This is a genomic window from Pseudomonas sp. LRF_L74, assembly GCF_965644255.1.
Taxonomy (GTDB): Bacteria; Pseudomonadota; Gammaproteobacteria; order Pseudomonadales; family Pseudomonadaceae; genus Aquipseudomonas.
The window spans coordinates 691,106-717,465 of the sequence record NZ_CBFFRH010000001.1; the positions used below are offsets into that span (position 1 = coordinate 691,106).

General features: G+C 63.3%; 21 protein-coding genes. 11 read left to right on the forward strand and 10 right to left on the reverse strand.

Translation table 11 applies throughout. The features are described 5' to 3' along the window. Window positions 1–142 precede the first annotated feature (142 nt). Entirely contained in the window at window positions 143–628 is a 486-nt protein-coding gene (locus ACSZPK_RS03245) for a flavin reductase family protein (protein WP_437879943.1), read from the forward strand. 299 nt (window positions 629–927) lie between these two features. Here ACSZPK_RS03245 and ACSZPK_RS03250 read toward each other — a convergent pair whose 3' ends face one another. Further along, a complete protein-coding gene (locus ACSZPK_RS03250) occupies window positions 928–2,358 on the reverse strand; it encodes an aspartate ammonia-lyase (protein ID WP_437879944.1) in 1,431 nt (476 codons plus the stop codon). A gap of 175 nt (window positions 2,359–2,533) precedes the next feature. Here ACSZPK_RS03250 and ACSZPK_RS03255 point away from each other — a divergent pair, with 175 nt between their 5' ends. Then, window positions 2,534–3,442, forward strand: a complete 909-nt coding sequence (locus ACSZPK_RS03255) for a LysR substrate-binding domain-containing protein (protein WP_437879945.1) — start codon at window positions 2,534–2,536, stop codon at window positions 3,440–3,442. A gap of 156 nt (window positions 3,443–3,598) precedes the next feature. Here the strand turns inward: ACSZPK_RS03255 and etfB are convergent, their stop codons facing one another. The 6 genes from etfB to ACSZPK_RS03285 all read right to left on the reverse strand — a co-directional run bounded on the left by etfB (window position 3,599) and on the right by ACSZPK_RS03285 (window position 11,628). Continuing rightward, entirely contained in the window at window positions 3,599–4,372 is a 774-nt protein-coding gene (gene etfB, locus ACSZPK_RS03260) for an electron transfer flavoprotein subunit beta (protein WP_437879946.1), read from the reverse strand. 69 nt (window positions 4,373–4,441) lie between these two features. Beyond that, complete coding sequence (etfA, locus tag ACSZPK_RS03265) at window positions 4,442–5,671, reverse strand: electron transfer flavoprotein subunit alpha (RefSeq protein WP_437879947.1); 1,230 nt, start codon at window positions 5,669–5,671, stop codon at window positions 4,442–4,444. 85 nt (window positions 5,672–5,756) lie between these two features. Further along, complete coding sequence (gene dgcB / locus ACSZPK_RS03270) at window positions 5,757–7,715, reverse strand: dimethylglycine demethylation protein DgcB (RefSeq protein ID WP_437879948.1); 1,959 nt, start codon at window positions 7,713–7,715, stop codon at window positions 5,757–5,759. Between the two features lie 111 nt (window positions 7,716–7,826). Next, window positions 7,827–9,887 (reverse strand): dimethylglycine demethylation protein DgcA, encoded by a 2,061-nt coding sequence (dgcA, locus tag ACSZPK_RS03275; RefSeq protein WP_437879949.1) that lies wholly within the window; start codon window positions 9,885–9,887, stop codon window positions 7,827–7,829. 71 nt (window positions 9,888–9,958) lie between these two features. Continuing rightward, entirely contained in the window at window positions 9,959–10,489 is a 531-nt protein-coding gene (locus tag ACSZPK_RS03280) for a DUF5943 domain-containing protein (RefSeq protein ID WP_437879950.1), read from the reverse strand. A gap of 161 nt (window positions 10,490–10,650) precedes the next feature. Further along, window positions 10,651–11,628 carry a dipeptidase gene (locus ACSZPK_RS03285; protein WP_437879951.1) on the reverse strand — a complete coding sequence of 326 codons (978 nt, stop codon included), beginning with the start codon at window positions 11,626–11,628 and terminating at the stop codon, window positions 10,651–10,653. 289 nt (window positions 11,629–11,917) lie between these two features. Here ACSZPK_RS03285 and ACSZPK_RS03290 point away from each other — a divergent pair, with 289 nt between their 5' ends. Together ACSZPK_RS03290 and ACSZPK_RS03295 are read left to right on the forward strand one after the other, a co-directional pair. Then, window positions 11,918–12,166, forward strand: coding sequence for a hypothetical protein (locus ACSZPK_RS03290; RefSeq protein WP_437879952.1), 249 nt, complete (start codon window positions 11,918–11,920; stop codon window positions 12,164–12,166). Between the two features lie 241 nt (window positions 12,167–12,407). Further along, window positions 12,408–13,718 (forward strand): OprD family porin, encoded by a 1,311-nt coding sequence (locus ACSZPK_RS03295; protein ID WP_437879953.1) that lies wholly within the window; start codon window positions 12,408–12,410, stop codon window positions 13,716–13,718. Between the two features lie 285 nt (window positions 13,719–14,003). On the opposite strand, the gene ACSZPK_RS03300 is transcribed toward ACSZPK_RS03295, so the two are convergent. Continuing rightward, window positions 14,004–15,104 carry a GlxA family transcriptional regulator gene (locus tag ACSZPK_RS03300; RefSeq protein ID WP_437880278.1) on the reverse strand — a complete coding sequence of 367 codons (1,101 nt, stop codon included), beginning with the start codon at window positions 15,102–15,104 and terminating at the stop codon, window positions 14,004–14,006. Window positions 15,105–15,438: 334 nt separating this feature from the next. Further along, complete coding sequence (locus ACSZPK_RS03305) at window positions 15,439–16,815, reverse strand: L-serine ammonia-lyase (protein WP_437879954.1); 1,377 nt, start codon at window positions 16,813–16,815, stop codon at window positions 15,439–15,441. Between the two features lie 265 nt (window positions 16,816–17,080). On the opposite strand from ACSZPK_RS03305, the gene choX (ACSZPK_RS03310) reads away from it, so the two are divergent. The 7 genes from choX (ACSZPK_RS03310) (at window position 17,081) to betI (ending at window position 24,428) form a co-directional block, all read left to right on the forward strand. Further along, on the forward strand, window positions 17,081–18,025 hold the full coding sequence (gene choX, locus ACSZPK_RS03310; protein WP_437879955.1) for a choline ABC transporter substrate-binding protein: 945 nt from the start codon (window positions 17,081–17,083) through the stop codon (window positions 18,023–18,025). Between the two features lie 55 nt (window positions 18,026–18,080). Beyond that, a complete protein-coding gene (choX, locus tag ACSZPK_RS03315) occupies window positions 18,081–19,022 on the forward strand; it encodes a choline ABC transporter substrate-binding protein (protein WP_437879956.1) in 942 nt (313 codons plus the stop codon). Between the two features lie 531 nt (window positions 19,023–19,553). After that, on the forward strand, window positions 19,554–20,750 hold the full coding sequence (locus ACSZPK_RS03320; protein ID WP_437879957.1) for a quaternary amine ABC transporter ATP-binding protein: 1,197 nt from the start codon (window positions 19,554–19,556) through the stop codon (window positions 20,748–20,750). Window positions 20,751–20,752: 2 nt separating this feature from the next. Beyond that, the gene (locus ACSZPK_RS03325; RefSeq protein ID WP_437879958.1) at window positions 20,753–21,646 is read left to right on the forward strand and encodes an ABC transporter permease; all 894 of its coding nucleotides are present in this window, start codon (window positions 20,753–20,755) and stop codon (window positions 21,644–21,646) included. 41 nt (window positions 21,647–21,687) lie between these two features. Next, window positions 21,688–22,632: a choline ABC transporter substrate-binding protein gene (locus ACSZPK_RS03330; protein WP_437879959.1), complete on the forward strand. Its 945-nt coding sequence runs from the start codon at window positions 21,688–21,690 to the stop codon at window positions 22,630–22,632. A gap of 168 nt (window positions 22,633–22,800) precedes the next feature. After that, complete coding sequence (locus tag ACSZPK_RS03335) at window positions 22,801–23,658, forward strand: glycine betaine ABC transporter substrate-binding protein (protein ID WP_437879960.1); 858 nt, start codon at window positions 22,801–22,803, stop codon at window positions 23,656–23,658. A 176-nt stretch (window positions 23,659–23,834) separates the two neighbouring features. After that, entirely contained in the window at window positions 23,835–24,428 is a 594-nt protein-coding gene (gene betI / locus ACSZPK_RS03340) for a transcriptional regulator BetI (RefSeq protein ID WP_437879961.1), read from the forward strand. Window positions 24,429–24,710: 282 nt separating this feature from the next. Here the strand turns inward: betI and ACSZPK_RS03345 are convergent, their stop codons facing one another. Then, window positions 24,711–26,246, reverse strand: coding sequence for a BCCT family transporter (locus ACSZPK_RS03345; protein ID WP_437880279.1), 1,536 nt, complete (start codon window positions 26,244–26,246; stop codon window positions 24,711–24,713). Between the last annotated feature and the right edge of the window lie 114 nt (window positions 26,247–26,360).

A 26,360-nucleotide genomic window follows, 5' to 3' on the forward strand; every position in this document is an offset into this window, starting at 1 on the left:
TCTACTGGCTTAAAGGACTACAAACGACGTTCGTCGGAGGATTTCATGGCGCTGAAAATAGCGCTTGATTGGCGTGTATTACGGTATACCATAAGACCTGTTTTGTCGAAAATAGATCGTTTTCTCAAGCCAGGTACCCCAAATGATCGACACCAACGCCTACAAGAATGTCATGGGCTCCTTCCCTTCCGGCGTCACCGTGATCACCACGCTGGACGCCGATGGCCAGATCGTCGGTCTGACCGCCAGTGCGTTCAGCTCGTTGTCCATGGACCCGGCGCTGGTGCTGTTCTGCCCCAACTACAGCTCCGATTCGTACCCGGCGCTGATCAAGAGCAAGCGTTTCGCCATCCACCTGCTCTCCGGCGAGCAACGCGACGAGGCCTATGCCTTTGCGAAAAAGGGCAAGGACAAGGCGCAGGGCATCGAGTGGACCTTGAGCGAGCTGGGCAACCCGCTGCTGGCCAATGCCACGGCGATCATCGAATGTGAGTTGTGGCGGGAGTATGAGGGAGGCGACCACGCCATCCTGGTCGGCGCGGTGAAGAACCTGATCGTGCCCGAGCAGGAGACTGCGCCGATGGTCTATTGCCGCGGCAAGATGGGCGCGTTACCAGCGCTGGCCTGACAGCAAGAGTTTTTCTGCGTTTCAGCGTGAGCGACTGTATCGAGGCAGAAGCGGACGTTCGTTATTCCTCCGTCATTCCCGCGAAGGCGGGAACCCAAATAAAAAGCGCTTCTGGGTTCCCGCCTTCGCGGGAATGACGACTACACACACCGTGTAAGAACGGTCATCGCACGAACGTCCATTCCTGCCTCAAAGCTGTCCCTGCGACGAAATAAAAAAAGGATGGCCGAAGCCATCCTTGAGGATCCGGAGACGAGGGAGCGGTCTCCAGGTCGATGAATGTTGCGCCCGGCATGCCATCAGGCGGTGGCGCTGAGCGGCACCAGGCGCGGGGCGATCATGTTTTCCGGGCGCAGGATGTCGGCGAGCATGGCTTCGTCGAGCAGCTTCTCCTCACGCACCAGTTCCAGCACGCCACGGCCGGTTTCCAGCGCGGTCTTGGCGATGCGCGTGGAGTTCTCGTAGCCGATGTAGGGGTTCAGCGCGGTGATCAGGCCGATGGAGTTCTCCATCAGCTCGCGGCAGCGGGCCTCGTTGGCGGTGATACCGTCGATGCATAGCTCGCGCAGCATATCCATGGCGCGGGTCAGCAGGCGGATCGAGTCGAGGATCTTGTAGGCGATCAGCGGCTCCATCACGTTCAACTGCAACTGGCCACCCTCGGCGGCGATGGTCAGCGCCAGGTCGTTGCCGATCACTTCGAAGGCAACCATGTTCACCGCTTCCGGAATCACCGGGTTGACCTTGCCTGGCATGATCGAACTGCCTGGCTGGCGCGGCGGCAGGTTGATCTCGTTGATACCGGTGCGCGGGCCGCTGGACAGCAGGCGCAGGTCGTTGCACATCTTCGACAGCTTGACCGCGGTGCGCTTGAGCATGCCGGAGAACAGCACGAAGGCGCCCATGTCGCTGGTGGCTTCGATCAGGTCGGCAGCCGGCTTGACCGGATGGCCGCTGATCACGCCCAGGCGCTCGACCGCCAGTTTCTGGTACTTCGGATCGGCGTTGATGCCGGTGCCGATGGCGGTGCCGCCCAGGTTGACTTCGGTGAGCAGTGCCGGGGCCATCATCTTCAGGTGTTGCAGGTCTTCGCCTAGGGTAGTGGCGAAGGCATGGAATTCCTGGCCGAGGGTCATCGGCACGGCGTCTTGCAACTGGGTGCGGCCCATCTTCAGCACCTTGGCGAACTCCAGACCCTTGGCCGACAGCGAGTTGATCAGCTTGTCGAGCGCATTGAGCAGGCTGTCGTGGCCGAGCAGCAGGCCGATGCGGATGGCGGTCGGGTAGGCGTCGTTGGTCGACTGCGCCATGTTCACGTCGTTGTTCGGGTGCAGGTGCTTGTACTCGCCTTTTTCGAAGCCCATGGCCTCCAGGGCGATGTTGGCGATCACCTCGTTGGCGTTCATGTTGGTCGAGGTGCCGGCGCCGCCCTGGATCATGTCGACCACGAACTGATCGTGGAACTCGCCCTGGATGATGCGGGCACAGGCGGTGCTGATCGCGGTGTGCTTGGCGGCGGACAGGTGGCCCAGCTCGCGGTTGGCATCGGCAGCGGCCTGTTTGACCATCGCCAGGCCGATCACCAGTTTCGGATAGTGCGAAAGCGGTACGCCAGTCAGTCGAAAATTCTGCACGGCACGCAGGGTCTGGATGCCGTAGTACGCTTCAGCGGGGACTTCGAGGGTGCCAAGCAGGTCTTTTTCGATGCGCGATGATGCAACAGGGGACATGATCGAGATTATCTCGCTGGGTAGGCGGCGAGCGCCGCGGATGGCCATATAGTGCGATTTAGCCGGGTATTCCGACCAATGCTGTTAAACGCTATGGTATGCACGATCGGCATAACGATGATGTGACTTTTCGAAATGCACGGATGTGCAAAATATCGAACATGAAGGACGCTCCATGAACCTGGAAACCAAGTGGCTGGAAGACTTCGTGGCGTTGGCCGCGACCCGCAGTTTTTCCCAGGCGGCGAACAAGCGTTTCGTCACCCAGCCAGCGTTCAGTCGGCGGATTCGCAGCCTGGAAGCGGCGCTGGGGCTGACCCTGGTCAACCGCTCGCGCACGCCCGTGGAGCTGACCGAGTCCGGCCAGTTGTTCCTGGTCACGGCGCGCAGCCTGGTCGAGCAGCTTGGCGAAGTGGTGCGCCACCTGCATCACCTCGAAGGGCAGAAGGGCGAGGTATTGCAGATCACCGCGGCGCACTCGCTGGCGTTCAGCTTCTTCCCGGAGTGGATCGCCAGGCTGCGTCGCGATGGCCTGCCGCTGACCACACGCCTGGCGGCGACCAACGTCGGCGAGGCGGTGCACTCGCTGCGCGAAGGCACCTGCGACCTGATCCTCGCCTATTACGATCCGGATGCGGCGCTGCAATTGGCGCCTGACCTGTTTCCCTCCATCCACCTGGGGCGCAGCGAGATGCTGCCGGTGTGTGGTGTCGACGAACAGGGCCAGCCGCTGTACGACCTGGACAGTGGCCAGAGCGTGCCGCTGCTGGCCTACAGCGCGGGCACGTTCCTGGGTCGCTCGTTGAACCTGCTGCTACGCCAGCGCGCCTTGCGTTCGACCACCGCCCACGAAACGGCGATGGCCGACAGCCTCAAGACCATGGCCTTGCAGGGCCTCGGTGTGGCCTGGGTGCCGCGCTTGTCGATGAGCGCCGAGCTGGCGCGCGGCGAACTGGCGATCTGCGGCCAGGCGCACTGGCACATACCGCTGGAGATTCGCCTGTACCGCTGGGGCATGTCGCGCAAGGCGGCGGTGCGCCTGTTGTGGCGCAAGTTGGAGGCGGGTGTGGGAGGGGAGTTGTAGGAGTAGCTAGTAGGGTGGACCGGGACGCGCAGTCAACGCGAAGCTTGTCCACCATTTCGGGACTTCAAATCAGACGCGGCACAGCATGTGGCTCGCTTTGGTGGACAAGCTTCGCGTTGTCCACCCTACTGATCATCAGGCTTTGCGTGGAAGCGATCAGCGAACGACACCTTCCTCAAGCAGCAATTTGAAGATCGCCTCGGCTCCCGCTTCCGGCGTCAGCCCGCTGAGCACCTGACCACCACCGCCCGAGGCCTTGGCCGTGGCGGCTTTCATCCGGTCGGCACCGGTCTTGGCCTTGATCACCTTGAGGCGTTTGGGGCGTGGCTTGGCGGGTTGCCACTGGGCGTTGGCGTACAGCGGGTCGTCCACCAACTCCACTGCGTCGGCTTCCAGCTTGCCGCGACGCGACGGGCCGAAGGCACTCTGACGAGCGGCAGGCGCGGCCTGGTCGACGCTGGCGACGAAGGGCAGGCGCACTTTCAGCCGGCGCCGTTGCCCGCGCGGCAAGGCTTGCAGCACGTGGGCGCTGCCGTTGTCGATGCTTTCCACTTCGGCCAGGCCGACGATCAGCGGCCAGCCCAGGCGCTCAGCCAACAGATACGGCAGCAAGCCCGAGCCTTCGCCGGTTTCCGCCTGGCTACCGGTGAGGACGAGCTGCGTGCCGGCCAGCTTCAGGTGATCGCTGAGGGCGGGCAGCGCATCGGCGCCCTGCTTCTGTTCCAGCACGGTCAATGCCGGCAAGCCCATGCCGAGGTAGGCACGCAGGGTTTCCTCATGGGGATCGCCGGCGTGCACCACGTTGAGTTTTTCGCCGGCCAGCTTGAGGCCCAGCTCGACGGCGCGGGCATCCTGCTCGGCGCGGCGCGGGCGGCCCGAGGCCGGGTGAGCACCGATGGAAACCAGGGCGACGATGTTCAGTTCAGCCATGATGCAGCCCTTGTAGCGATGGGGTGGACGGTGGATGGATGAAGCGTCATCCACCCTACGATTGAGGCATCAGGCCGCATCGCGCTTGGCTCCGTTGCGATGGGCTTCGACCCGTTCGATCAGCGCCTGGAGAATCGCGGCGGAATCGCCGATCACCGCCATGTCGGCGCGCTTGATCATGTCGCAGCCCGGATCGAGGTTGATCGCCACCACCTTGTCGCAGGCACCGATGCCCTGCAGGTGCTGGATCGCTCCGGAAATGCCGACCGCCAGGTAGACCCGCGCGGTGACCCAGGTGCCCGTGGCGCCGACCTGGCGCGCGCGTGGCATGTGGCCATCGTCAACCGCCACCCGCGAGGCGCCTTCGGTGGCGCTGAGCGCCGTTGCCGCGCGGTGGAACAGCGCCCAGTCCTTCACGCCGTTGCCGCCGGAGAGGATGAACTCGGCCTCGGCCATTGGAATCTGCGCCGGGTCGACGGCCACCGAGCCGAGGTCCTCGATACGCGGCAGGTTGCGCGCGACTTGGACCGACAGCTCGACCGCCTGTGCTTCATGGCGGGTTTCGCTGACTGGGTCGGCGCACTCGGCGGCGGCCAGGACCAGGCGTGGCAGCGCCTGCACGATGTCTTCGCGACCCGCGCCGGCACGGCCCATGCACTGGCCATCCTTGATCTGCCAGACGCGGGTGGCCGGGCGCTCTCCCAGGCTGGCGGACAGGCGCCGACCCAGTTCGCCGCCACCAGTGCGACTGTCGGGCAGCAGCCAGTGGCGCGGGGCGAACTGGCTTTCCACCGCACGCAGGGCGAGCACGCGCTGCTCGGGCGAGTAGCCTTCGTATTCGTCCCCTTGGAGCAGCAGCAGGCGATCGACGCCCGCGGTGTCGAAGGCGCTTTCCTTCGGCTCGCCGAACACCACGGCCAGCACCGCGCCGGCCTCACCGGCCAGTTGATGGGCGAGGCCGAGCAGGTCTTTGTCGTGGCTGCTCAGGCGGCCGCCGACCATGTCCGGCACCACGGCGATGATGAATGCCGGTTGCTCGACCACGTGCAACGGCAGTTGCACTTCCACGCTGGCGCTCTGGCGCTTGCCGCTGCCGCCTTGCTGGACGCCGGAACGGTCGATGCGCTTGATCCCGGCCGGGCCGATGAAGCCGGCGGAGGCCGCATGGGGGTTCTTGCGAATGACGCCGTTGGGGCCCATCCACTGGGTTTGCTGGGTCTGCATCGCCGCGTGCAGCGGATGCAGGCGGTTGCGGGCGATCCACTCGGCGCGCGGATCGCGGCGGATGATGTCACTCATGATAAGGACTCCACTGTCACTGGCTGGGCCGGTTCGTTCCAACTGCCAGCGTGACCCACCCTACGAAGGCGCGAGGTCGAATTCATCACGCCACCTCCACGGTCGCCGGCTCAGCCAATGGCTTTTTTACCGGGGCTTGGCTCTCGATCAGCACGTCCGCGACCAGCTCGGCGATGTCCTTGATCTGTGGGCGCGGTTCGACCACGCCTTCGAGCATGATGGTGCATTGCGGGCAGCCGACGGCGACCAGTTCGGCGCCGGTTTCCTTGATGTCTTCCATGCGCATGTCGGGAATCCGCTGCTTGCCGGGGATGTCGGTGATCGGCGCGCCGCCGCCGCCGCCGCAGCAACGCGAGCGGAAGCCCGAGCGGACCATTTCCTTGACCTCGATACCGATGGCCTTGAGCACCGCGCGCGGCGCTTCGTACTCGCCGTTGTAGCGGCCCAGGTAGCACGGGTCGTGGTAGGTCACGCTGCCGCCCTTATGCTGGCCAAGATTGAGGGTGCCACGCTGCATCAGGGTTTCGATGAAGGTGCTGTGGTGCATGACCTGGTAATGGCCGCCCAGCGCGCCGTACTCGTTCTTCAACACATGGAAGCTGTGCGGGTCGCAGGAGACGATGGTCTTGAACTGGTACTTGCCCAGGGTGGCGATGTTGCGTTTGGCCAACTGCTGGAAGGTCGCTTCGTCACCCAGGCGCCGGGCCACGTCGCCGCTGTCGCGTTCTTCCAGGCCGAGCACGGCGAAGTCGACGCCAGACGCCTTGAGGATCTTGACGAAGGCGCGCAGGGTGCGCTGGTTGCGCATGTCGAAGGCGCCGTCGCCGACCCAGAACAGCACTTCGGCGCTGCCCTTGTCGGCCATCAGCGGCAGGTTCAGGTCGGCCGCCCAGTTCAGACGGCCGCCGGGATTGAAACCGCCGGGGTTGTCGGTGGCGATGAGGTTTTCCAGGACTTCGGCGCCTTTGTTCGGTGTCGAGCCTTTTTCCAGGGTCAGGTGACGGCGCATGTCGACGATGGCATCGACGTGCTCGATCATCATCGGACATTCCTCGACGCAGGCGCGGCAGGTGGTGCATGACCACAGGGTCTCGGCATCCACCAGCGCCTTGCCTTGCAGCGAGACGATGGGCTGGTGCGGGCCGCCGCTGTGTTCGCCGAGCGGCTTGCCGGGGTAGGGCGAGCCGGCGAACTTGGCGTCGCTGCCACCGGCCAGGCCGATGACCATGTCCTGGATCAGCTTCTTCGGGTTCAGCGGCTGGCCGGCGGCGAAGGCCGGGCACATGGCCTCGCACTTGCCGCACTGCACGCAGGCGTCGAAGCCGAGCAACTGGTTCCAGGTGAAGTCCGTGGGTTTTTCCACACCCAGCGGGGTGTCCGGATTATCCAGGTCGAGGGCTTTCAGGCCGGTCGAGCGACCACCGCCAAAGCGTTCGCTGCGGCGGTGCCAGGCCAGGTGCAGGGCGCCGGCGAAGGCATGCTTCATCGGCCCGCCCCAGGTCATGCCGAAGAACATTTCCGACACGCCCCAGGCGATGCCGAGGGACAGCACGCCGGCGAGCATCCAGCCGCCGAAGTTGGCCGGCAGGATACCGGCGACCGGCAAGGTGGCGATGAAGAAGCTCAGCGAGAACATCAGCAGGCTTTTCGGCAGGCGCATCCACGGCCCTTTCGACAGCCGCGAGGGCGGGTTGCGCCGACGCTTGGCGACGAACAGGGCGCCAGTGAACATCAGCACCGTGGCCGCCAGCAGGGCATAGCCGAGGATGCGGTTGTGCAGGCCGAAACCGTGCACGACGATCGCCAGCAGTGCCGCCAGGACGAAGCCGCCGGCGGTGGCGACGTGGGTCTTGGACATGTACTTGTCGCGCTCGACCACGTGGTGCAGGTCCACCAGGTAGCGATTCGGCACCTTCAGCAGGCCACCGATCCAGTCGACCTTCGACGGTCGGCCGCGGCGCCACATCAGAAAGCGTTTAACAGCCCCCAGCACTGCCAGCGCCAGCGCGGCAAACAACAGAAAGGGCAGAATGGTGTTCAGCATGAGCGCACCTTTCAGGTAATCCGTAGGGTGGATGGACGAAGCCATCCACCAGTTACAACTGAGCGTCGATCCACGGTGGATGAGCGAAGCGTCATCCACCCTACGTTCGGATCAGAAGTCCTTGCACAGCCGCAGTGCGTCGTAGATCGCCGCATGCACGTTGCGCTGGGCCACGCAGTCGCCGATACGGAACAGCAGGTAGCCGTCGCCGCTCTGCGACAGGCAAGGCTGTGGCTGGATCGCGAACTGCGCTTCGATATCCATCTGCCCCTTGTTGCGCGAACCTTCCTTCAGCGCGTAGTACAGGCCCTCGTCCGGGCGCACGCCGTTCTCCACCACCACCTGGTCGACCACGCGCTCTTCCTTGGCGCCGGTGTACTCGTTCTCGAGCACCGCGATCTTCTTGTCGCCCTCGGCGTAGACCTTCTCCAGCATCATGTCGCCGGTCATGATCACTTCTTTCGGGTACATGCTGCGGTAGTAAGTCGGGAAGGTGGTGCCGCCCATGGCCACGCCCGGCTTGATGTCGTCGGTGACGATCTCGACCTGGCTGCCCTTGTCAGCGATGAAGTCGGCCACCGACATGCCGGTGAATTCGCAGATGGTGTCGTACACCAGCACGTTCTTGCCCGGTGCCACCTTGCCACTGAGGATGTCCCAGCTGCTGACCACCAGGCCTTCATGCTCGCCCCAGTGCTCGTTCTGTTCGAGGAAGGCATGGCCGCCGTTGGCCAGCACCACGATGTCCGGGCGCAGGTCCATGATGGTGTCGGCGTCGGCCGCGGTGCCCAGGCGCAGGTCGATCCCCAGGCGAGTGATTTCCAGCTGGAACCAGCGGGTGATGCCGGCGATCTGGTCGCGTTGCGGTGCCTTGGAGGCCAGGGTGATCTGCCCGCCCAGTTGTTCCTGCTTCTCGAACAGGGTCACGTCATGGCCGCGCTCGGCGCTTACGCGCGCCGCTTCCATCCCGGCCGGGCCGCCGCCGACCACCACCACCTTGCGTTTGACGCCGGTGGTCTTCTCGATGATGTGCGGCACGCCCATGTATTCGCGGCTGGTGGCGGCGTTCTGGATGCACAGTACGTCCAGGCCCTGGTACTGGCGGTCGATGCAGTAGTTGGCGCCGACGCACTGCTTGATCTGGTCGACCTGGCCCATCTTGATCTTGGCGATCAGGTGCGGGTCGGCCATGTGCGCGCGGGTCATGCCGACCATGTCCACGTAGCCGCCTTCGAGGATGCGCGTGGCCTGGTTCGGGTCCTTGATGTTCTGCGCGTGCAGCACCGGCACGTTGACCACTTCCTTGATGCCGGCCGCCAGGTGCAGGAACGGCTCCGGCGGGTAGCTCATGTTCGGGATGACGTTGGCCAGGGTGTTGTGGGTGTCGCAGCCCGAGCCGACCACGCCGATGAAGTCGAGCATGCCGGTGTCGGCGTAGTACTTGGCGATCTGCTTCATGTCGTCGTGCGACAGGCCGTCCGGGTGGAACTCGTCACCACAGATACGCATGCCCACGCAGAAGTCGTCGCCCACTTCGGCGCGCACCGCCTTGAGCACTTCCATGCCGAACTTCATGCGGCCTTCGAAGGTGCCGCCCCATTCGTCGGTGCGCTTGTTCACCCGGGGCGACCAGAACTGGTCGATCATGTGCTGGTGCACGGCGGACAGCTCGACGCCGTCCAGGCCACCGGCCTTGGCACGACGCGCGGCCTGGGCGTAGTTGCCGATGACGCGCCAGATCTCCTCGACCTCGATGGTCTTGCAGGTGGCGCGGTGAACGGGCTCACGGATACCGGACGGCGACATCAGGGTCGGCCAGTGACCGCCATCCCAGCGCGAGCGCCGGCCCATGTGGGTAATCTGGATCATGATCTTGGCGCCGTGCTTGTGCATGGCGTCAGCGAGATTCTGGAAGTGCGGGATGATGCGGTCGGTGGACAGGTTGACCGACGCCCACCAGTGCTGCGGGCTGTCGATGGCGACGACCGAGGAGCCGCCGCAGATGGCCAGGCCGATGCCGCCCTTGGCCTTCTCTTCGTAGTACTTCACATAACGCTCGGTGGTCATGCCGCCGTCGGTGGCGTAGACCTCGGCGTGCGCGGTGGACAGCACGCGGTTACGGATAGTGAGTTTGCCGATCTGGATCGGCTGAAACATCGCTTCAAAGGCCATCACGGCACCTCACGGAATCTGCATCTGCCACGTTGGAGCGACGCGGGTCGCTCCACGGGGCGTTTTCTTTTTTAGAGTGGACGGGTCACGAACAGGCCATCGTCGTGGCCTTCTTCCGAGCCGCTGTATTCCTGCACGCTGACGGTACGGATCGGGCTGCCCTTGGCGGCCAGGATCTGGTCGATGGCGCCGGAGAACCAGCCGGTGAACATGTAGTCGACCTTGCGCCCGACCTTGCCGTACACGTAGACGAAGGCGGAATGCTTGAGCTTGACCTCGGCATAGCCGGTCTCCAGATCGAGCTTCTGCGTTTCGAACAGGCCCCAGCCGCGTTGCGACAGGCGCTTCATGTAGTGTTCGAACACCGCCGCGCCTTCCAGGCCATGGCACTCGGCCTCCTTCTCGCACCAGTGCCAGGCGGACTTGTAGCCGGCCTTGTAGAGAATCTCGGCGTATTTCTCGGCGCCGAGAACGTCCTCGATGCCGCGGTGGTTATTGACGAAAAAGTGCCGTGGCACGTACAGCATCGGCAGGGCGTCGGTGGTCCATACGCCGGTTTCGTCGTCGACCAGGATGGGCATTTCGGGGGCGTGAGAGGCCATGTGGATAACTCCGTGATCAGGTTGTAGGTAGGGTGGGTCGGGGCGCGTAGCTGGCGCTTTATCCATCCACCATCGCGGCAAGCCCGCGGTGTACGGGGTTGGTGGATGAAAAGAGCGTCATCCACCCTACGGCGCGTATTCGATCTGCTGTCGTGATGGGCTTATTCGCCCCACACGTCCTTGAGGACGCGTACCCAGTTCTCGCCCATGATCTTGCGCACCACGCGCTCGGAGTGGCCGCGTTTGAGCAAGGTTTCGGTGAGGTTGGGGAACTCGCCCACGGTACGGATACCCAGCGGGTTGATGATCTTGCCGAACTGGGTCAGGCGGCGGGCGTAGCCCTTGTCGTGGGTCAGGTATTCGAAGAATTCCTTGCCGTGGCCCTGGGTGAAGTCGGTGCCGATGCCGATGGCGTCCTCGCCGACGATGTTCATCACGTACTCGATGGCTTCGGCGTAGTCGTCGATGGTCGAGTCGATGCCCTTGGCCAGGAACGGCGCGAACATGGTCACGCCGACGAAGCCGCCATGGTCGGCGATGAACTTCAGTTCGGCGTCGGACTTGTTGCGCGGGTGCTCTTTCAGCCCGGATGGCAGGCAGTGGGAGTAGGTGACCGGCTTTTTCGATTCGAGGATGACTTCCTCGCTGGTCTTGCTGCCAACGTGGGACAGGTCGCACATGATGCCGACCCGGTTCATCTCGGCGACGATCTCGCGACCGAAGCCGGACAGGCCGCCGTCACGCTCGTAGCAGCCGGTGCCGACCAGGTTCTGGGTGTTGTAGCACATCTGCACGATGCCCACGCCGAGCTGCTTGAAGATCTCCACGTAACCAAGCTGGTCTTCGAAGGCATGGGCGTTCTGGAAGCCGAACAGGATGCCGGTCTTGCCCTGTTCCTTGGCCTTGCGGATATCGGCGGTGGTGCGCACCGGCATCACCAGGTCGCTGTTCTCGCGCATCAGTTTCTGGCTGGCGCAGATGCTGTTGACAGTCGCCTGGAAGCCTTCCCATACCGACACGGTGCAGTTGGCGGCGGTGAGGCCGCCCTTGCGCATGTCTTCGAACAGTTCGCGGTTCCACTTGGCGATGATCAGACCGTCGATGACGATGCTGTCTGCGTGTAATTCTGCCGGGCTCATCAGGCTGTTCCCCTAGCTGGCGCGCCACATCGGCCGGTGGCGCTTTGGGGTCAGCTTATCCGTGGGTCGCCGCTCGCCCCGACGCAAAAACGACCGGGGCCATTCTCAAAGCGTCAAGCCGGCGACAAGCCGTGCGCTGCGAGCGCCAAGCCGGGGCGCGGTGTGGTCAGCGCCAAGCCTGTCGATTCAAAAGCGACATGCATTTGCCTATCCCAGACACGCACCTTGTCGCCATGCCTGCCGGTTCCCACAATGCCAGTGCGATACACCCGCCACGAGGAGCGTTGCCATGATGCATGCCGATCTGATCGATCAGGAAGACTTTCGCGACCGCCTGCTGTCGCTCGGTGTATTCGTCCCAGGCGACGCCAGCGCGGCACAGGCTTGCGAACTGGCCATTCTGGGCATGACGCCGGATCGGGCGGCCGCGCTCAAGCGCATGGTCGAAGACATGCTCGGCAGCGGTGCGACCATTCTTCCCGCAGTGCGTGAGGCAATCTCACGGAATTTGCTCCCCGCCCTGGTGAAAGCACACTGAGTTTCTTGCATAAAACTGCATGGCAGGTCGGTTTTAGACCGTTTGTCGTCGTTTTTCACCACCTCACTATCCCCAGCCTTAGTAATCTGACCCACGGTCCTCTCGCACGACACGAGAGGCTGTGGTATATGGTATACCCGATATAAAAATACAGAATCCGTCTTCGACAGGATTCAGGTAGGGGCACCGCGCTCATCTCACTGCCGTAATAAAAACTGAATAAACAGCATTGGAGATACGTATGAAGTTCGACAAGGTCCATCTATTGGCTTTGGCAATCGCTGCGGCCACTGGCAGCCAACTCGCCACGGCTTCCCAGGCTGACAGCAAGGGATTCATCGAAGACAGCAGCCTGAATTTTCTGACCCGCAACCTGTTCTGGAATCACGATAGAACGAACGGTGCGCATAACAACCGTGAGTGGGGGCAAGGTTTCCGTCTCGACTACGTTTCTGGCTACACGCAGGGCACCGTAGGTTTCGGCGTTGACGCCAGCGCCTATGGCCTGGTCAAGCTGGACGGCGGCCGTGGCTATGCGGGCCGGGCGGGCGTGCTGGTTCCGGATACCGAGGGTGCTACGGACAACGCTGGGTCCGTCGGCGCGGCGGTCAAGGTCCGCGTGTCCAACACCGAGTTGAAATACGGCAACAACCTGCGTCCTTACAACCCGGTCTTCGCGCCAGCCGATGCGCGCCTGGTTCCCGGCACGGCCACTGGCTTCTGGCTGACCAGCAGCGAACTCGAAGGCCTGACTGCCGAGGCCGGTCACATGACCGCCGCCAAGGACTTCAACAGCACCAACGGCGACGACAACTTCTATGCTGCCTACTCCGGTAAGAGCAGCGATACGGTGGATTTCCTCGGTGGCGCCTACGTCATCAACGACCAGGTCAGCGTCAGCCTCTATGGCGCCGAGTACGCCGACATCTGGCGCCAGTACTACGTCAATGCCAACTACACCTACCCGATCAACGATGAGCAAAGCCTGAACTTCGACTTCAACATCTACAAGACCGATGACGAAGGCAAGAAACTGGCTGGCGACATCGACACCACGGCCTACTCGCTGGCAGCGGCCTACACCATTGGCGCGCATACCTTCAAACTGTCCTACCAGAAGAACGATGGCGACACGCCATTCGACTACCTGGGCATGGGCCCTGGCACCTACCACGACTCGATCTACCTGGCCAACTCCTCGCAACTGGTCGACTTCAACGGCCCGAACGAACAGTCCGTCGGGGTGTTCTACAACCTGGACTTCGCCAGCTACGGCGTGCCGGGCCTGACCTTCGGCGTTCGTTACATCTCCGGCTGGGATATCGACGGCAGCAAGATGGACGCCAGCAGCCCGTATAACTACTACGGCAGCAAGAACAGCGAAGAACACTGGGAGCGTGACTTCGACATCAAGTACGTCGTGCAGAACGGTGCTGCGAAGGACCTTTCCGTGCGTTTGCGCCAGGCTACTCACCGCATCGGCAACGGCGCATCGGACAGCTCGTCCGATCAAGTTCGCCTGATCATCGAGTACCCCTACGAGATCTTCTGATTGCGTAACGTAGCGCAATGAAAAGGCCGGCCCGGATATCCGGGCCGGCCTTTTTTCTTGTCCCTTGGATCGGCTTCCCTACGCGCTGAGGCCCACGCAAAGGCTACTTCGATAGGCTGGCTCGCCGCTGTTCCATGCAAGGCGGGTTTCGGTTGCCATGCGCCCCGTAGGTTGGATTCTTAACTTGCCTAATCCTGCAGGAACGAGAAAAGCCGGTACACCTCGAGAGTGCACCGGTAACGAAGAAAATCGCAGTCAGGCAGCCCGTTTATCGGGCTCTTGTTTTCAAACGCGGACGCTGGCGAAGGTCGCCTCGCCGCGTGCCTGGCTCAGGGCGTTGAACGCTACGCCCGGCAGGCTGCCGTGCAGGGTGGCGGTCGACGATTCGTGGGTGCGTGTGCCAGCGACCTGGCCCTGGCGCTCGTCACGTGGCGGGATGCCGAAGTATTCGCGGTAGCACTTGGAGAAATGCGGGGTGGAAACGAAGCCGCAGATCGACGCCACTTCGATGATCGACATCGAGGTCTGCTTGAGCAGTTGGCGGGCGCGGATCAGGCGCAGTTTCAGGTAGTAGCGCGACGGCGAGCAGTTCAGGTACTTCTGGAACAGGCGCTCCAGCTGGCGGCGCGAGACGTTGACGTAGACCGACAGCTCGTCGAGGTCGATCGGCTCTTCCAGGTTGTTTTCCATCAGCGCGACGATTTCCTGCAGCTTCGGCTGGTTGCTGCCGAGCACGTGCTTGAGCGGTACGCGCTGGTGATCCTGTTCGTTGCGGATGCGCTCGTAGATGAACATCTCCGAGATCGCCGCCGACAGTTCGCGGCCATGCTCGCGGCTGATCAGGTGCAGCATCATGTCCATCGGCGCGGTGCCGCCGGAGCAGGTGGAGCGGTCGCGGTCGATGGAGAACAGGCGGGTGCTCATGGCCACGCGCGGAAAGGCTTCCTGCAACGAAGCGAGCAGTTCCCAGTGCACGCTGCACTCGTAGCCGTCGAGCAGGTTGGCATGGGCCAGCGCCCAACTGCCGGTGCACACCGAGCCCAGGTGACGACCCTGGCGGGCCTGGGTGCGCAGCCAGCTGATGTGGTCGCGGGTAACACTGCGCTGGATGTCGACGCCGCCGCAGACAATGATCACGTCCATCTGGCTGGCTTGTTCCAGCGAGGTATCCGGGGTGATCTGCAGGCCGTCGCTGGCGCGTACCGGGCCGCCGTCGGCGCTGATGGTGACCCAGCGATACAGTTCGCGACCCGACAGTTGGTTGGCCATGCGCAACGGTTCCACCGCGGATGCCAGGGAAATCAGGGTGAAATTGTCCAGAAGGAGGAAGCCCACGGATTGCATGGGACGACAGGGGGACGAGACTCTCTGGTTGAGCTGCGACATGGACTGACCCTCACGCTGAGGCTGGAACACGGGATTGCCCCTCATGTGGGGGCTCATTGTTATGGCACCGGTCTGGCCGGCGCGAAATCTGCTTTGAGGGGACTGAAGCAAGCAGCATGCCTAATTTGAATATGCGTCCAATAAAAAGGGGATCGCAATGCGATCCCCTTTCTAGAGCGTTCCCCTGGCAACGGGGTCGGGCGGCGCATGGCGCTGCCTGCGTGCCGGCCAATTTGGCGTTGTCACCGTAGTTCACGCCGGCAGTGAAGAACGGGAACACCGGCCCGGCGTGCACCAGAAAAAGGCGTGCGCGCGGAAAGTGAGCGAAAAGTAATCAGCATTCGATGGCGCTGACGGCCAGGCCGCCGCGTGAGGTTTCCTTGTATTTGTCGTGCATGTCGGCACCGGTGTCGCGCATGGTGCGGATCACCCGGTCGAGCGAGATGAAGTGCTCGCCGTCGCCGCGCAGGGCCATCTGCGCGGCGTTGATGGCCTTCACCGCGGCAATAGCGTTGCGTTCGATGCAGGGCACCTGGACCAGCCCGCCGACCGGGTCGCAGGTCAGGCCGAGGTTGTGTTCCAGGCCGATCTCGGCGGCGTTTTCCAACTGCGCCGGCGTGGCGCCAAGCACTTCGGCCAGGCCGGCGGCGGCCATGGCGCAGGCCGAGCCCACTTCGCCCTGGCAGCCGACTTCGGCACCGGAGATGGAGGCGTTCTTCTTGCACAGGATGCCCACCGCGGCGGCGCCGAGCAGGTAGTTGACCACGTCGTCTTCCGAGGCGTCCGGGTTGAATTTCATGTAGTAGTGCAGCACCGCCGGGATGATGCCGGCGGCGCCGTTGGTGGGCGCGGTGACCATGCGCCCGCCAGCGGCGTTCTCTTCGTTGACCGCCAGGGCGAACAGGTTGACCCACTCCATGGCGCTCAGGGTCGAGCCGATCACGTTGGGTTTGCCCAGTTCCTGCAGGCTGCGATGCAGGCGCGCGGCACGCCGGCGCACGTTGAGGCCGCCGGGCAGGATGCCTTCATGCTTGAGGCCGTTGTCGACGCATTCGCGCATGGCGCCCCACAGGCGCAGCAGGCCGCTGCGGATGTCCGCATCGCTACGCCAGGCGCGTTCGTTGGCCATCATCAGTTCGGACACGCGCAGGTTGTCGCGATTGCACATCTCGAGCAGTTCGGCCGCGCTGGAGAAGTCGTAAGGCAGCACGGTGCTGTCCTGGTCCAACTGGCCGCCGGCCGCCTGCTGTTCGTCGACGACGAAGCCGCCACCGACCGAGTAGTAGGTGTTGCGGTACAGCTCGCCCTGCTCGCCCTCGGCGACCAGGGTCATGGCATTGGGGTGATAGGGCAGGTTCTCGTCATGCATGCGCATGTCGCGCGCCCACTCGTAGCGAATGAGCGTGTCGCCGCCGAGCAGCAACTCATGGCTGGCCATCAGGGTCTCGATGCGCGGGTTGATCTGCTGCGGGTCGACCTGGTCGGGCCATTCGCCCATCAGGCCGACCACGGTCGCGCGGTCGGTGCCGTGGCCGACGCCGGTGGCCGACAGCGAGCCGTAGAGGTTCACTTCGACACGTCGCACGCGTTCGAGCAGTTCGCGTTCGCGCAGTTCCTGGACGAACAGCGCGCCTGCGCGCATGGGGCCTACGGTATGCGAGCTTGACGGGCCGATACCGATCTTGAACAGGTCAAACACGCTGATAGCCACGCCGAATTCCCTCAATGATGAGCTGGTGCACTGCGTGCCGTGATTGAACGGTAGCAGACCTACCCATCATCGGGCTTTCACCGCAACAGCCACGCCTGGCACCGACTTGGGCTTGTCAATATGCGCCGTTGTCGCACAGCGGCAGGGGTTCGGGTGGGTCGCAAACGGAACAGTGCGGCGGCACGAAGCATGCTAATGAACACCAGTTCTCTGCACGATTCACTCCAATCGGTGGCTTTGGCCGCCCTGCCCGAAGGGAATGCTCATGACCAGACTGAAGTGTTGGCTGTTCATCGTGGTACTCGTTTCCTCGTCTGGCCTGTACGCCGCAGACCCCGAACAATGCAGCCAGATCCGCCTGCCCGACGTCGGCTGGACCGACATCACCATGACCACCGCCGTCGCCCGCCTGATGTTCAACGAAATCGGCTACGGCACCCAGGTCAAGCGCATGTCCCTGCCAGACACCTACCAGGCGCTGGGCCGTGGCGACATGGATGTGTTTCTCGGCAACTGGATGCCGGCGCAATCGGGCCTGATCGAGCCCTATCTGCAAGACGGCCGCATCGAAAGCCTGCAGGTCAATCTCGCGCCCGTGCGCTACACCCTGGCGGTGCTCGACAGTGCCTACCAGGCTGGCTTGCGCGACTTCGCCGATATCCACCGCTACAAGGACCAGTTGCGCGGCCAGATCTACGGCATCGAGCCCGGTAACAAGGGTAACGAGATGATCAAGGAGATGATCCGCAGCGATACCTTCGGCCTCAAGGGCTTCTCCCTGGTCGAATCGAACGAGAGCGGCATGCTCAATTACGTCGAGCGCGCGCAGAAGCTGAACCAGTGGGCGGTATTCCTCGGCTGGGAGCCGCATCCGATGAACGATCGCCTGAAGATGAAGTACCTGTCCGGCGGCGATAAGTATTTCGGTCCGGACTTCGGCGCGGCCAAGGTCGTCACGGTGACGCGCAAGGGCTTTGCCGCGCAGTGCCCGAACGCGGCGAAGCTGTTGCACAACATGCGTTTCACCATCGCCGCCGAGAACCAGCTGATGGCCGAAGTGCTGGCGGGCAACACCAACCGGCGCCGCGTGGCCTTGCAATGGCTGGAGAGCAATCCAGAGGTGGTCAGGCAATGGCTCGAAGGGGTCAGCCGCCGCGACGGCTCGGCGCTGGTCAGCGTCTTCGAGCACAAGATTGCCATCGCCCGCTAACCTGACAACCGTCGTTCGGCTACGGCCCAGACCGTGCCATCCGAGGAGCAAGAACATGAAGCGCATTTTTTTCTGGCTGCTGTGCGCAGCACTGGCAATACCCACCCTTGCTATCGCCACTGAACCGGAGCGTTGTGGCCAGGTGCGTTTTTCCGATGTCGGCTGGACCGATATCACCGTGACCACCGCGATGACCCGCCTGATTCTGTCGAAGCTCGGCTACGCCACCGAGGTCAAGCGCATGTCGGTGCCCGATACCTACAAGGCCCTCGGCGAGAAGCGCCTGGACGTATTCATGGGCAACTGGATGCCGAGCATGGCCGCCGACCTGAAGCCCTATCAGGATGCCGGCAGCGTGGAAAGCCTGCCGCTCGCCAACCTGGAAGGCGCCAAGTACACCCTGGCGGTCAACCGCGCCGCTTATGAGGGCGGTGTACGCAGCTTCGCCGACCTGGCGCGGTTCAAGGAACAGCTGGGCGGCACCCTCTACGGCATCGAGCCGGGCAACGACGGTAACCAGTTGATCCGCAAGATGATCGACAGCGACGCGTTCGGCCTCAAGGGCTTCACCCTGGCCGAGTCGAGCGAGAACGGCATGCTGGCCAAGGTGATGCACGCCCAGCGCATGAACAAGTGGATCGTGTTCCTTGGCTGGGAGCCGCATCCGATGAACACGCGTTTTGAGATGAATTACCTGGAGGGCGGCGACGAATTCTTCGGGCCGGACTATGGTGGCGCGAGCGTGTTCACCAACGTGCGGGCCGGCTATCTGCAGGAGTGCCCGAACGTGGCGCGCCTGCTGGGCAACCTGCGTTTCAGCCTGGCCATGGAGAACCAGTTGATGGATGAGGTCCTGTCCGGGCGTAAGAACCGTCGCGAGGCCGCGCTGGACTGGCTGAAGGAAAACCCCCAGGTGCTGGCGCTCTGGCTTGAAGGCGTCAAGCGCCGCGATGGCAGCGTGCCCGAAGCGGGGCTCGGTCTCGAGCGGATACAGTGAGTACAGCCCACGACCTGCCTGTCGTGATCAGGAAAGTGATGTCGCCTGCCAACACGTCAGGGTCGTAAACCGACAATGGTCAGGATGCCGAGGCTTTATCGTTGAGGTGCCTATTTCGTCGCTGTCGCTACTCACCGGAGCTGACAGACCAGAGCTCACCGTTCTGGACCGAATAACAGAAAACGACGGAGCCCGAGAAGCTCGGAGCCTGTCCTACAAAAAATTTTCGGATGTACGTGCCCCTCAAGGTCGAGGGGCAATAGACCCAGGGAACCAGGGTTTCGTTGAACTGCCACAGCGTCTGTAACTGCTAGCAAGAACAGTGGAACAAGGAACGTCATGCCATGTCGGCAAGCTGCCGTGCGCGATGCGCAGCGATGCCGTTTTGCCACTGCCAGGCCAGTTGTTGCGGACAGGTAACAGTAAATCCACACAGGCAATAACAGTCGGCATCACCTGGCCTTGCTCGTCGCGTAGCACGGTCCGGTTTCCTGTAGCTGATCTGGATGTCTACTGAAAGGGACCCCTCCCATGCAGTCTGGAAAAATCGAAGTGCGTAACCTCTACAAGGTTTTCGGCACTCAGCCACAAGAAGCCATCGACCTGCTCAAGAAGGGCTGGAGCAAAGAGAAGATCCTGGCCGAACGCGGCGCGGTGATTGGCGTCAGCGACGTCTCGTTCAGCGTCGAGGAGGGCGAGATCTTCGTCCTCATGGGCCTCTCCGGCTCCGGCAAGTCCACCTTGATCCGCCTGATCAACCGTCTCGTCGAACCCACCGCCGGCGATGTCTTCATCGACGGCCAGAACGTCGCCAAATTACCCAAGGAACAGCTCATCGAACTGCGCCGCCGCGACATGAGCATGGTCTTCCAGTCGTTCGCCCTGATGCCTTCGCGCACGGTGCTGGACAACGCCGCCTTCGGCCTCGAAGTCGCCGGCGAAGGCCGCAAGATGCGCGAGCGCCGCGCCATGGAAGTGCTGGAGCAGGTCGGCCTGGCGCCGTTCGCCAGCAAGTACCCGCACGAGCTGTCCGGCGGCATGCAGCAACGCGTCGGCCTGGCCCGGGCGCTGGCGGTCAACCCGTCGATGATCATCATGGACGAGGCCTTCTCCGCCCTCGACCCGCTCAAGCGCCGCGAGATGCAGGACGTGCTGCTGGAGCTGCAGAAAACCCACCGCCGCACCATCATCTTCGTCTCCCACGATATCGAAGAAGCCATGCGCATCGGTACCCGCATCGGCATCATGGAAGGCGGCAAGCTGATTCAGGTCGGCACCCCGCAGGAGCTGATCGAGAAGCCGGCCAACGACTACGTACGCAACTTCTTCGACACCGTCGACACCAGCCGCTACCTCACCGCCGGCCAGCTCAAGGCCGATAGCGTCCCGCTCTACGTGCACAACGGCAAGGCGCCCGATGCGCAGACCGTGTGCCGCGAACTGCAGGAGCAGGACAAGCACTACGCCTTCATCGTCGACGAAGACAACAAGTTCCGCGGCTCCATCAGCCTGGAGAAGATCGCCCTGCTGGTCGAGGACGGCCGCACCACCAGCCTCGAGCAGAGCCTGCTCAAGCAGATCGACCCGGTTTCCGAAGACCTGCCGCTGGAGCAGGTGATCGAGCGCCTGGTGATCAACGAAGGGCCGATCCCGGTCGTCGATCGCAATGGCCACTACAGTGGCGCCATCAGTAAAGGGCGTCTGCTTAGTCGCCTGCAGGGGGAATGACCATGAGCGATAAACTCGATCTGGGCAGTTGGGTCAATGACGTTGTCCAGCATCTGCTGGACAACTACAGCGGCGCCTTCGAAAGCATCGGCTCGGTGGTCAGCGGCTTCTCCGAAATCATCGAAAAACTGCTGATGTGGCCGCCAGCCTGGTTGCTCATCGCCATCTTCGTGGCCCTCGGCCTGTGGCGCATCGGCTTCAAGTTCGCCCTGTTCACCGCGGCCTCGCTGGTACTGATCTTCTTCACCGGCTTCTGGGAGCAGACCGTGGTCACCCTCGGCCTGACCTTCTCCTCGACCCTGATCAGCCTGCTGCTCGGCATCCCGCTGGGCATCTGGGCGGCCAAGAGCGAGCGCGTGGCCTACATCATCCGCCCGGTGCTGGACTTCATGCAGACCATGCCGGCGTTCGTCTACCTGATCCCGGCGGCCATGCTGTTCGGCCTCGGCCGCGTGCCCGGCATCATCGCCACGGTGATCTTCGCCATGCCGCCGGCGGTGCGCCTGACCAGCCTTGGCATCCGCCAGGTGAACAAGGAAATCGTCGAGGCCGGCCAGTCCTTCGGCTGCACCAGCACCCAACTGCTGTTCAAGGTGCAGTTGCCCAATGCGTTGCCGTCGATCATGGCTGGTGTCAACCAGACCATCATGATGGCCCTGTCGATGGTGATCATCGCCTCGATGGTCGGCGCCGGCGGCCTGGGTAACGACGTGCTCGCCAGTATCCAGCGCCTGGACATCGGCCTGGGCTTCGAGAGCGGCATGGCGGTGGTCCTGCTGGCCATCATCCTCGACCGCATCACCGAGAGCTTCGGTACGCCCAGCAAGTCGCCGCGCAAGCTGTTCGGCTGGTTGGGCCGCGGCGAAGCCGCCAAGACCAAGGTCGCCAGCCACTGAGCCCGGCCCACGCAGTTTTTTTCAACGATGGGGAGTTGTAGATGAAAAATCTGATGAAGGCCGCTGGAACCGGACTGCTCGCCTGCGCACTGATGCAAGGCGCATGGGCCGCAGAAGCGGAAAGTTGCAAGCAGGTACGTTTCGCCGAGATCGGCTGGGCCGACATCTCCGCCACCACGGGCGTGGCCATGGTCCTCACCGAGGGCCTGGGCTACAGCCCGCGCAAGGTCATGGCTTCAGTGCCGATCGCCTTCACCGGGGTGAAGAACAAGCAGATCGACGTGTTCCTCGGCTACTGGGCGCCATCGATGGACTCGGTGATCGAGCCGTTCCTCAAGGACAATGGCGTCAAGGTCTTGCCGACCGCCAACCTCGAAGGCGCCAAGTACACCCTGGCGGTGCCGACCTACGCCGCCGAGGCGGGCCTGAAGAGCTTCCAGGACATCGCCAAGTTCAAGGACCAGCTCGGCGGCAAGATCTACGGCATCGAGCCGGGCAACGACGGCAACCTGCTGATCGACAAGATGATCAAGGGCAACCAGTTCGACCTGGGCGGCTTCAAGATGGTCGAGTCGAGCGAAGCCGGCATGCTGGTCCAGGTGCAGCGCGCGGTGAAGAAGAAGGAGCCGGTGGTGTTCCTCGGCTGGGCGCCGCACCCGATGAATACCCAGTTCGAGCTGACCTACCTGTCCGGTGGCGACGACGTGTTCGGCCCCGACTTCGGCGCGGCCAAGGTCTACACCGTGGTGCCGCCGGACTACGAGGCGCGTTGCGGCAACGTCGGCAAGCTGCTGGGCAACCTGCAATTCACCGTCGAAGGTGAAAGCCAGTTGATGGATCGCGTGCTGAAGAAGGAAGACCCGGTCGTGGTCGCCAAGGACTGGATCAAGGCCAACCCGGCGGTGCTGGACAAGTGGCTGTCCGGGGTCACCACCTATGACGGCCAGGATGGCGCTGCCGCCGTGAAGAAATTCGTCGGGCTCTGATTGCGTGCCAAGCCGTGCGGCTGATGCCGTACGGTCGCGGCGCGTGCCAGGTTCCACACCGCTGCATGGCCACCTGGCCGTTGCAGAGCCGTCAGCCCGCGTCAGAACGGGCGATACGGCACACAACAACGTAGTCCGCTGCCAATCCCACTAGATGGAGCAATACGTATGCGCAAGCTGAAGTCCCTGTGTCTGCAATCAATCGGCATCGCCGCCCTGGCATTCGGCATGGGCGCCGCCCAGGCCGCCGACAAACCCGAAGTGAAGATCGGCTACATCAACGGTTGGGACGACAGCGTCGCGGTCACCCACGTTGCCGGTGAAATCCTGCAGAGCAAGCTGGGTTACAAAGTCACCCTGCAACCGGTCGAGCCGGCCATCATGTGGCAGGGCGTGGCCCGTGGCGACCTCGACGTGACCCTGTCGGCCTGGCTGCCGGCGACCCACGGCGAGTACTACGGCAAGTTCAAGGACAAGGTCACCGTGCTCGGCTCCAACTACACCGGCGCCAAGATCGGCCTGATCGTGCCTGACTACGTGAAAGCCAAGACCATCGAAGACCTGAACACCTACAAGGCCGACTTCGACGGCAAGATCACCGGTATCGACGCGGGTGCCGGCGTGATGCGCCGCACCGAAGACGCCATCGCCCAGTACAAGCTCGACATCAAGCTGGTCCCGAGCTCCGGCCCGGCCATGGCCACCGCCCTGACCCGCGCCGAGAAGGCCAACAAGCCAATCGTGGTCACCGGCTGGATTCCGCACTGGATGTTCGCCAAGTGGAAACTGCGCTTCCTCGAAGACCCGAAAAACGTCTACGGCGAATCCGAGCATGTCGACAGCGTCGCCAACGCCGGCTTCGAAGCCAAGGCGCCGGAAGCGGCTGCCTTCCTCAAGAAACTGAACTGGAGCGGCGAAGAAGTCGGCGCGGTGATGCTGGCCATTCGTGACGGCGCCAAGCCGGAAGACGCGGCCAAGGACTGGATCGCCAAGAACCCCGAGCGCGTGGCCGAGTGGCTGAAATAAACATTCGCAATGCAATGAGAAAGGCGACCTGCGGGTCGCCTTTTTCGTTTGCCGGATCGACTGGCGAGGCGCTTCTTTGACCGACACATCGCCCCGGCAGCAACGTTGTTGATTGATCGTTCAATTTGATCCGACCTAGACTGTGCGCCTTTTCGCCTTCTCCGCTGGAGTACCCGATGCCCAAGGTCGGCATGCAGCCTATCCGCCGTTCACAGTTGATCGCCGCCACCCTGGAAGCGGTGGACCAGGTCGGCATGGGCGATGCCAGCATCGCCTATATCGCCCGCCTGGCCGGCGTTTCCAATGGCATCATCAGCCATTACTTCAAGGACAAGAACGGCCTGCTCGAAGCCACCATGCGCCACCTGATGCAGGCCCTGGGCAACGCCGTGCGCGAGCGCCGCGCGGCCCTCGCCGACGACAGCCCGCGCGCGCGCCTGCGGGCGATCATCGGCGGCAACTTCGACGACAGCCAGGTTAGCGGCCCGGCGATGAAGACCTGGCTGGCGTTCTGGGCGACCAGCATGCACCAGCCGGCCCTGCACCGTTTGCAGCGGGTCAACGACCATCGCCTGTACTCCAACCTGTGCTGCGAATTCCGCCGGGTGCTCGACCTGAAATCGGCCCGTGCCGCGGCCGTGGGGCTCGCGGCACTGATCGATGGCCTGTGGTTGCGTGCCGCTCTCAGTGGCGACGCACTGGATGCCCAGCAGGCGCCGCAGATCGCCTACGACTATCTGGATCAACTCTTGGCCAAGGCCTCGTCCTGAGGCGATAGCGGCTGCCACTGCTTTAGGGGGGGGTCGGCATTCCGGATAGGCAGCTTTGAGGCAACTGCGGACATTCGTTATTCCTCCGTCATTCCCGCGAAGGCGGGAACCCAGAAGACACGGCGCATTTGGATTGTTCCCCTTCGGGCCAGCGCAAGCGCTGTCCAGCGATGGAGCCGCTGTCCCGCCTTCGCGGGAATGACGATTGAGTGTGGACCGGGTGTTCGTGGAACGTCCGCTCCTGCCTTGATGCTGCCATTCCCGCTAAAGCGCGAGCGGGCTCTAAGCCTGCGGCGACTGCATGAGCGTCGGGTCAGCCGCCTGTTGGTGTTGCGCCAGGTCTGCGCGCATGGTCTTGAGCAGGGCGTACATGTACAGCAGCAACACCACCGAGAACGGCAGCCCGGCCATGACCACCACCGTCTGCATCGCGGTGAAGTTGCCGGCGAACAGCAGGCCGATGGTGACCAGGGTGATCAGCGCCGACCAGAAGATACGCAGCCAGTGTGGCGCGTCCTCGTCCAGTTCGCCGCCCTTGCGTGACAGGTTGGCCAGCATCACCGAGCCCGAATCGGCCGGGGTGAGGAACAGCACGAAACCGACGCAGATCGACAGGCCGATCACCACCTTCGACCACGGGTAGTGCTCTAGCAGCAGATAGATCGACATCGCCGGCTCCTCCAGCGCGGCCTTGCCCAGCTCGGCGGCATTCTGGTTCATCACCAGGTCGAGGGCGCTGTTGCCGAACACCGACAGCCAGGCGAGGGTGAAGCCCAGCGGGATCAGCAGTACACCGCAAACCAGTTCGCGTACGGTGCGGCCCCGGGAAATCCGCGCGATGAACATGCCGACGAAGGGCGCCCAGGAAATCCACCAGGCCCAGTAGAACAGGGTCCACAGCCCCATCCAGGCCTCGCTCTTGCCAGACTGCCCGGTGTAGACGTAGAGATCGAAGGTCTTCAGCACCAGGCCGTTGAGGTAGTCGCCGAGGTTCTGCACGAAACCATTGAGCAGGTGCAGGGTGTCACCGGCCAGCAGCACGAACACCAGCAGGCCGCTGAACAACACAATGTTCAGGTTCGACAGGCGACGAATGCCTTTCTCGATCCCGGACACCGCCGCCAGGGTGGCGACCGCACTCATCACCAGAATCACCGCCAGCAGGGCGCCCTGGCTATGCGGCAGGCCGAACAGGTATTGCAGGCCCGAAGAGACCTGTAGCGAGCCGATGCCGAGGTTGGTCACCAGGCCGAGCAGGGTGACGAAGATACCGAAGCAATCCACCGCGTTGCCGACATGACCGCGCATCAGCCGTGCGCCGAACAGCGGGAACAGGGCCGAACGCAGGGCCAGCGGCTGGTTGTGGCGATAGGCGAAGTAACCGACCGCCAGGCCGACCAGGGCATAGATCGCCCAGCCATGCACGCCCCAGTGCAGGAAGGTCAGTTGCAAGGCCTGGCGAGCGGCGTGCTCGGTGCCCGGCGTACCTTCCGGCGGGTTGTACAGGTGGTCGATGGGCTCCGACGCAGCGAAATACAGCAGCGAAATGCCGATCCCCGAGGAAAACAACATGCCCGCCCAGGCGCCGTAGCTGAAGTCGGGTCGGTCGCTGTCCGCACCCAGGCGCAGGTTGCCATAGCGCGAAAAGGCGACATAGAGCACGAACAGCAGATAGGCGCCGATGGCCAGCATGTAGTACCAGCCGAAACTGCGCGAAAGCCAGCTCTGGGCCTTGTTCAGCCAGACGCCGGCGCTTTCGGGAAACAGGATCAGGGCAACGGTGAGAATCACGATCAACGCCGTCGACCCAAAGAACACCGTGGGATTGAGGCGCGCACCCGAAGCGGGTGACGGAGAAGAAGCGGAACTCATGTGGAGCACACTCCAGGGCAGTTGATGCGAAGGCTTACCCAATCGCACTGCCGACCCGCT

Bases quoted from the DNA above. Each gene is read 5' to 3' on its own strand.
- ACSZPK_RS03245 (WP_437879943.1), top strand. From the start codon at position 143: ATGATCGACACCAACGCCTACAAGAATGTCATGGGCTCCTTCCCTTCC.
- ACSZPK_RS03250 (WP_437879944.1), bottom strand. From the start codon at position 2,358: ATGTCCCCTGTTGCATCATCGCGCATCGAAAAAGACCTGCTTGGCACC.
- ACSZPK_RS03255 (WP_437879945.1), top strand. From the start codon at position 2,534: ATGAACCTGGAAACCAAGTGGCTGGAAGACTTCGTGGCGTTGGCCGCG.
- etfB (WP_437879946.1), bottom strand. From the start codon at position 4,372: ATGGCTGAACTGAACATCGTCGCCCTGGTTTCCATCGGTGCTCACCCG.
- etfA (WP_437879947.1), bottom strand. From the start codon at position 5,671: ATGAGTGACATCATCCGCCGCGATCCGCGCGCCGAGTGGATCGCCCGC.
- dgcB (WP_437879948.1), bottom strand. From the start codon at position 7,715: ATGCTGAACACCATTCTGCCCTTTCTGTTGTTTGCCGCGCTGGCGCTG.
- dgcA (WP_437879949.1), bottom strand. From the start codon at position 9,887: ATGGCCTTTGAAGCGATGTTTCAGCCGATCCAGATCGGCAAACTCACT.
- ACSZPK_RS03280 (WP_437879950.1), bottom strand. From the start codon at position 10,489: ATGGCCTCTCACGCCCCCGAAATGCCCATCCTGGTCGACGACGAAACC.
- ACSZPK_RS03285 (WP_437879951.1), bottom strand. From the start codon at position 11,628: ATGAGCCCGGCAGAATTACACGCAGACAGCATCGTCATCGACGGTCTG.
- ACSZPK_RS03290 (WP_437879952.1), top strand. From the start codon at position 11,918: ATGATGCATGCCGATCTGATCGATCAGGAAGACTTTCGCGACCGCCTG.
- ACSZPK_RS03295 (WP_437879953.1), top strand. From the start codon at position 12,408: ATGAAGTTCGACAAGGTCCATCTATTGGCTTTGGCAATCGCTGCGGCC.
- ACSZPK_RS03300 (WP_437880278.1), bottom strand. From the start codon at position 15,104: ATGTCGCAGCTCAACCAGAGAGTCTCGTCCCCCTGTCGTCCCATGCAA.
- choX (WP_437879955.1), top strand. From the start codon at position 17,081: ATGACCAGACTGAAGTGTTGGCTGTTCATCGTGGTACTCGTTTCCTCG.
- choX (WP_437879956.1), top strand. From the start codon at position 18,081: ATGAAGCGCATTTTTTTCTGGCTGCTGTGCGCAGCACTGGCAATACCC.
- ACSZPK_RS03320 (WP_437879957.1), top strand. From the start codon at position 19,554: ATGCAGTCTGGAAAAATCGAAGTGCGTAACCTCTACAAGGTTTTCGGC.
- ACSZPK_RS03325 (WP_437879958.1), top strand. From the start codon at position 20,753: ATGAGCGATAAACTCGATCTGGGCAGTTGGGTCAATGACGTTGTCCAG.
- ACSZPK_RS03330 (WP_437879959.1), top strand. From the start codon at position 21,688: ATGAAAAATCTGATGAAGGCCGCTGGAACCGGACTGCTCGCCTGCGCA.
- ACSZPK_RS03335 (WP_437879960.1), top strand. From the start codon at position 22,801: ATGCGCAAGCTGAAGTCCCTGTGTCTGCAATCAATCGGCATCGCCGCC.
- betI (WP_437879961.1), top strand. From the start codon at position 23,835: ATGCCCAAGGTCGGCATGCAGCCTATCCGCCGTTCACAGTTGATCGCC.